At 62.5% G+C, this 4,091-nt stretch carries 5 protein-coding genes; 1 reads left to right on the top strand and 4 read right to left on the bottom strand.

Going from position 1 to position 4,091, the window contains the following annotated elements; all coding sequences use genetic code 11:
* Positions 1–326 precede the first annotated feature (326 nt).
* Positions 327–1,004, bottom strand: a complete 678-nt coding sequence (locus B5X69_RS20310) for a hypothetical protein (RefSeq protein ID WP_079640288.1) — start codon at positions 1,002–1,004, stop codon at positions 327–329.
* A 251-nt stretch (positions 1,005–1,255) separates the two neighbouring features.
* Here B5X69_RS20310 and B5X69_RS20305 point away from each other — a divergent pair, with 251 nt between their 5' ends.
* Positions 1,256–2,404 (top strand): FAD-binding protein, encoded by a 1,149-nt coding sequence (locus B5X69_RS20305; RefSeq protein WP_176141717.1) that lies wholly within the window; start codon positions 1,256–1,258, stop codon positions 2,402–2,404.
* A gap of 20 nt (positions 2,405–2,424) precedes the next feature.
* Here the strand turns inward: B5X69_RS20305 and B5X69_RS20300 are convergent, their stop codons facing one another.
* The 3 genes from B5X69_RS20300 to B5X69_RS22545 all read right to left on the bottom strand — a co-directional run bounded on the left by B5X69_RS20300 (position 2,425) and on the right by B5X69_RS22545 (position 4,031).
* The gene (locus tag B5X69_RS20300) at positions 2,425–3,156 is read right to left on the bottom strand and encodes an SDR family NAD(P)-dependent oxidoreductase (protein ID WP_079640286.1); all 732 of its coding nucleotides are present in this window, start codon (positions 3,154–3,156) and stop codon (positions 2,425–2,427) included.
* A 190-nt stretch (positions 3,157–3,346) separates the two neighbouring features.
* A complete protein-coding gene (locus B5X69_RS20295; RefSeq protein WP_139375911.1) occupies positions 3,347–3,952 on the bottom strand; it encodes an IS630 family transposase in 606 nt (201 codons plus the stop codon).
* Entirely contained in the window at positions 3,888–4,031 is a 144-nt protein-coding gene (locus tag B5X69_RS22545) for a winged helix-turn-helix domain-containing protein (RefSeq protein WP_139375910.1), read from the bottom strand. The genes B5X69_RS20295 and B5X69_RS22545 overlap by 65 nt, the downstream gene beginning before the upstream one ends.
* Positions 4,032–4,091 lie beyond the last annotated feature (60 nt).

Here is a 4,091-nt window from a genome sequence, read left to right as displayed (position 1 = left end):
TCGATTCCCTGATCAGCCTTCTTCTTCATCAGACTTGTCCTTCCTATGACAAGTCTAACCCAATTTCCCTCATCCCCCGTTCACGAGGAAGAGCCCAAAATCAGTGGATTACGGGGCCACCACCAAAAGCGGATTGGCCCCGAAATTCATTGGTGTCCACCTGGTGTCCACCGATTTGCTGCCGTGGACACCCTGACCCGCAGACGGCCCTGCGCGTCCCAACCAAATTTTCTTGTCCGCCGTGGGATGCTTGATGCCGGTATCTGGGAATCGCGGGCGAGGCGTCGTTCCCTGCGACGCGGCGCTCCTGCCCGATCGTCCGGCGATCAGGCCGGCAGGAAGGGGATGGCGGCGGGCGCTACGACCAGCGCGCCACTCGCCGGATCGGGCACGAGGATCGGCACCGCCGGATAGAGCGCGGGCCAGGTCGAATAGTTGGCGACCCATGCGGCCGCACTCGGCGACAGCCAGCCCGTCACCGTGGTAATGCTCGCATAGCGTTGGGCGAGTGGCAGGGCGATGATCGGCTCATAGTGAGCGATCCGGTTGCGCAGCAACCGCAGCTCGCGCAGCTCCTGCGCGATCGTCCCGCGCTGGACGCCCTTGGCTTGGAAGATCGGTCGTAGCGTCTGCCAGAGATGGTGCGCTTGACGGCCGAACAGCGACGACCAGAAGCCGAAATTGAGTTCGGCGATGATCTGCGAGCGCGTTACCGCCTTGCCCGCCTGCTGGAGCGTCTGGCGTGCTTTGGCGATGCACCCGGCCTGATAGCCGGTGGTCAGCACCGCAGGATTGTCGAACCAGTTGAGTCCATGCCGCTGGATAAGAACCTTGTCGGTCATGTTCCGCAGCGCGACTTCCTGCATGTGCAGCGGCCCGTAAAGCGCCGCTGAAAGCTGGACATTATAGGTGTAGAGTCGCTCGGCAAGCGCCTGATCCCCGCCTGCCCAATTCAGATAAGTGTCGAATCGTTCGGCAGACAGGGCATCGGTCAGTGTAGGCACGCCGCGGCTTATCCCTTGATTTTTCCGCCCCGATCGACTACATGGAGCCCGTATCCCCCGGTGGTCCCTGCCTCGCATACCGCCGGGGCACTTTATTTCTAGCCATAGCCGATAGCCTTCGCAACGCGCTTGCCGTGCGGGCGCATCCGACCGTCATGCGAACAGGCCCGGTAGCTCAGGCAGGAGCTCGCGGCTTCCTACACGCGCGGCAGCAGCCGCCACTGTCACCCACCTTCTACGCAAAGACTATCATGGCACGTCTCGCCCTTGCCATTGCCAAGAACACGCTGCTTGGTCGGCGGGTCGTCGCGCACGGCGGTGCGATCCAGGGACGAATGCTGGAGATGACGCTCAAGCGCGGCATCCCCGTATTCGGCGGCTTCGCTGCAGACCGGTTGATCGAGGAAGATGGCCAGATCGTCGCCGTCAGCGGCATGTTCCGCGGCGAGCGCACGACGGTGCGCAGCCGTTTCGGCGTGCTGATGAATGTCGGCGGCTTTTCCCGCAACAATGCCATGCGGCAGAAATACCAGCGCCATCCGATCAGCGCCTCGTGGACCAATGCCAATCCGGGCGACACCGGCGAGATGATCGAAGAGATGATCCGCCACGGAGCCGATACCGAAAATCTCGACATGGCGGTCTGGGTGCCGACCTCGCTAAATCCCGACGGCACACTACCGGCTGGCGCCCAAGGCAAGGATGGCACGCCTTATCCGTTCATGCACGTGGGCGAGATCGCGGTTCCGCACTATATGTGGGTGGACAAGCACGGCAACCGGTTCGTCAACGAGGCCAGTTCCTATGTGGAACTCGGTGAAGCGATGTATCGGCATGATGCCGTACCGGCGTTCGCGGTGTTCGACGATCGGGCGATGCGCAACTACGCCTACGCTTCATTGATGCCGGGGATGAAGCCAGTGAAGAAATGGCTTGAGTCCGGCTTCCTGGTCAAAGCGGACACGATCGAGGAACTGGCGAAAAAGACGGGCATTGATCCCGCCGGCCTCGCCGCGCAGGTCGCGCGCTACAACCGCTTTGCCGAGACCGGCGTCGACGAGGAGTTCCACAAAGGCGAACGCCAGTACGATCGCTTCCGCGGCGACCCCACGCACAAGCCCAATCCATGTGTCGGCGCGATAGACAAGGCGCCTTTCTATGCCACCCGCATTTTTCCCGGCGATGTGGGAACCTTCGGCGGCGTGGTCACGGACGAACGGGCGCGGGTACTGCGCACCGACGGGTCGATCATCGAGGGGCTCTACGCCACAGGCAACTGCACTTCGTCCGTGATGGGACGGTCTTATCCCGGACCGGGCGCCAGCATCTCACCAGCTTTCACTTTCGGTTATATCGCGGCAAAGGACGCCGCAGCGAAGGCGCACAACACGGCGGCTTGAAGCCTCCAATCGATCACAGCTCAGGAAACGACAACCATCTCGCCTTGCAGCAGGATGGAGTCGTCACCTTTGGGCGGCAGCATCGCCCAAATGCCTCGCGCGGCCTCCTCCGGCGTCATCACCGCTTCGCGCGAGGCGAGCTGCTTGGCCATCTGCGGACCGAGCGGATAGACGTCGGCCGGGAGCTCGGCTTCCGCCCGCGTGGAGGGCGTATCGACGAAGCCCGGCCTGATGCCCACCACCCAGGTCTTCTTGCCGCGGCGCTTGAACTCCCGGCGGACTGTGCGCACCCACATCTCCACTGCAGCCTTCGCGGCACAATAGGCGGAATGCCCCTCGAACGGCGAACGGGCGCCGGCCGAGGTGATCATGGCGAGGCCGGATTCATAGCCTTCGCCGACAGCACTCAGGAACATGTCGCCCAGAATGAGCGGAGCAAGCGCATTGGCGACAAACTCCATCTGATAAGCCGCGCGATCCACTTCGGTCACATAGCCAAGGCCATGAACGATCGCATTGTGAATGAAGATAGCGCGCTTGCCCGTGAAATCGCGCAGCGTCTCACGGAAATGCTCGCCCACCGCCTCCCACGTCGATGGCTCGGTCAGGTCGAAGTAGAGGGATTCCAGAGTCGAGTGCGGATAGAGGGAGAGGTTTATCACCCTGGCGTTCTCGAACGGAACAGTTGCCGCCAAGCCGGATCCCAGCCCCTGGGTCGCCCCGCTGATCCAAACGATTGTATCTTGTGCCATGGGCGTACTCCTCTGATCTAAGATGTGCATATCCATTTCCTAGTATAGTGTCGGTTGCTCCCGCCGGTTCAAGATCACGAAGGTTCGGGCCTTATCAGTGCAAAAAGTCAGAAGATATGGAATATCGCGCCTCCCCGTCGCGGAGTCGTCAGTGTCGCCCGCTGCGCCGCGATGAACAGCTCATACCCGTTCATCGAACTTCTGACGCGAGAAGGTACGGATAGGCGGTGAGGGTTGTGAGCCGGCCCGTCTCGGTGGTGAGCCTGTTCCAAGCGCGGCAGGTGGCGTCGAGGACCGCGTCATAGTCGTCGAGGAGGCGGTGGGAGAGATAGCGCTCGCGCATGTAGAGCCAGATCCGCTCCACCGGATTCAACTCGGGTGCCTTGGCGGGCAGCGGCAGCAGGGTGATGTTCTCTGGCACCTGGAGCGCGCGGCTGTCATGCCAGCCGGCCTGATCAAGGAGGAGCGCGGCGTGCACGCCAGGGGCAAGCTGCTGGGAGAAGTGGGCGAGGAACACTTCCATCGTGCCAGTATCGGCCCGGGGCAGCACCAGCGCGAAGGCATCCTCGGTTCCAGGGCGGCTGGCGGCGAAGAGATAAAGGCTCGTGTAACGCTGGTCGACGACACCCGGCGGCCGCACCCCACGCTCGTACCAGATGCGGGTGGTCCGCCCTTTCTGTCCAACGCGCGCTTCGTCCTGGCACCAGAGCTCAAGGTGCTCGCCGGGATGCTCAGCCGCCAGCGTCGCGAGCGCCGTCGGCAGCTGATTTTTTGAACGCCGCCTGTGCGGCAGCATCGCCCTTGGGATGCGAAGGCCGCGTCTTCTGGCGCGACAGGTTCTGTAGCGCGACAAACTGGATGAGAAGTTGCGGCAATCAGGATGAGAAGATTCTGACCGCGACAGTTCCGTTTTGGTGTGTTTGATTGTCGCTGGC

Source organism: Sphingopyxis flava, assembly GCF_900168005.1.
Classification (GTDB): domain Bacteria; phylum Pseudomonadota; class Alphaproteobacteria; order Sphingomonadales; family Sphingomonadaceae; genus Sphingopyxis; species Sphingopyxis flava.
This window is presented reverse-complemented; position numbering and strand designations above follow the sequence as displayed.

Coding starts and splice junctions, on each gene's coding strand:
- B5X69_RS20305 (WP_176141717.1), top strand. CDS start 1,256: ATGGCACGTCTCGCCCTTGCCATTGCCAAGAACACGCTGCTTGGTCGG.
- B5X69_RS20300 (WP_079640286.1), bottom strand. CDS start 3,156: ATGGCACAAGATACAATCGTTTGGATCAGCGGGGCGACCCAGGGGCTG.
- B5X69_RS20295 (WP_139375911.1), bottom strand. CDS start 3,952: ATGCTGCCGCACAGGCGGCGTTCAAAAAATCAGCTGCCGACGGCGCTC.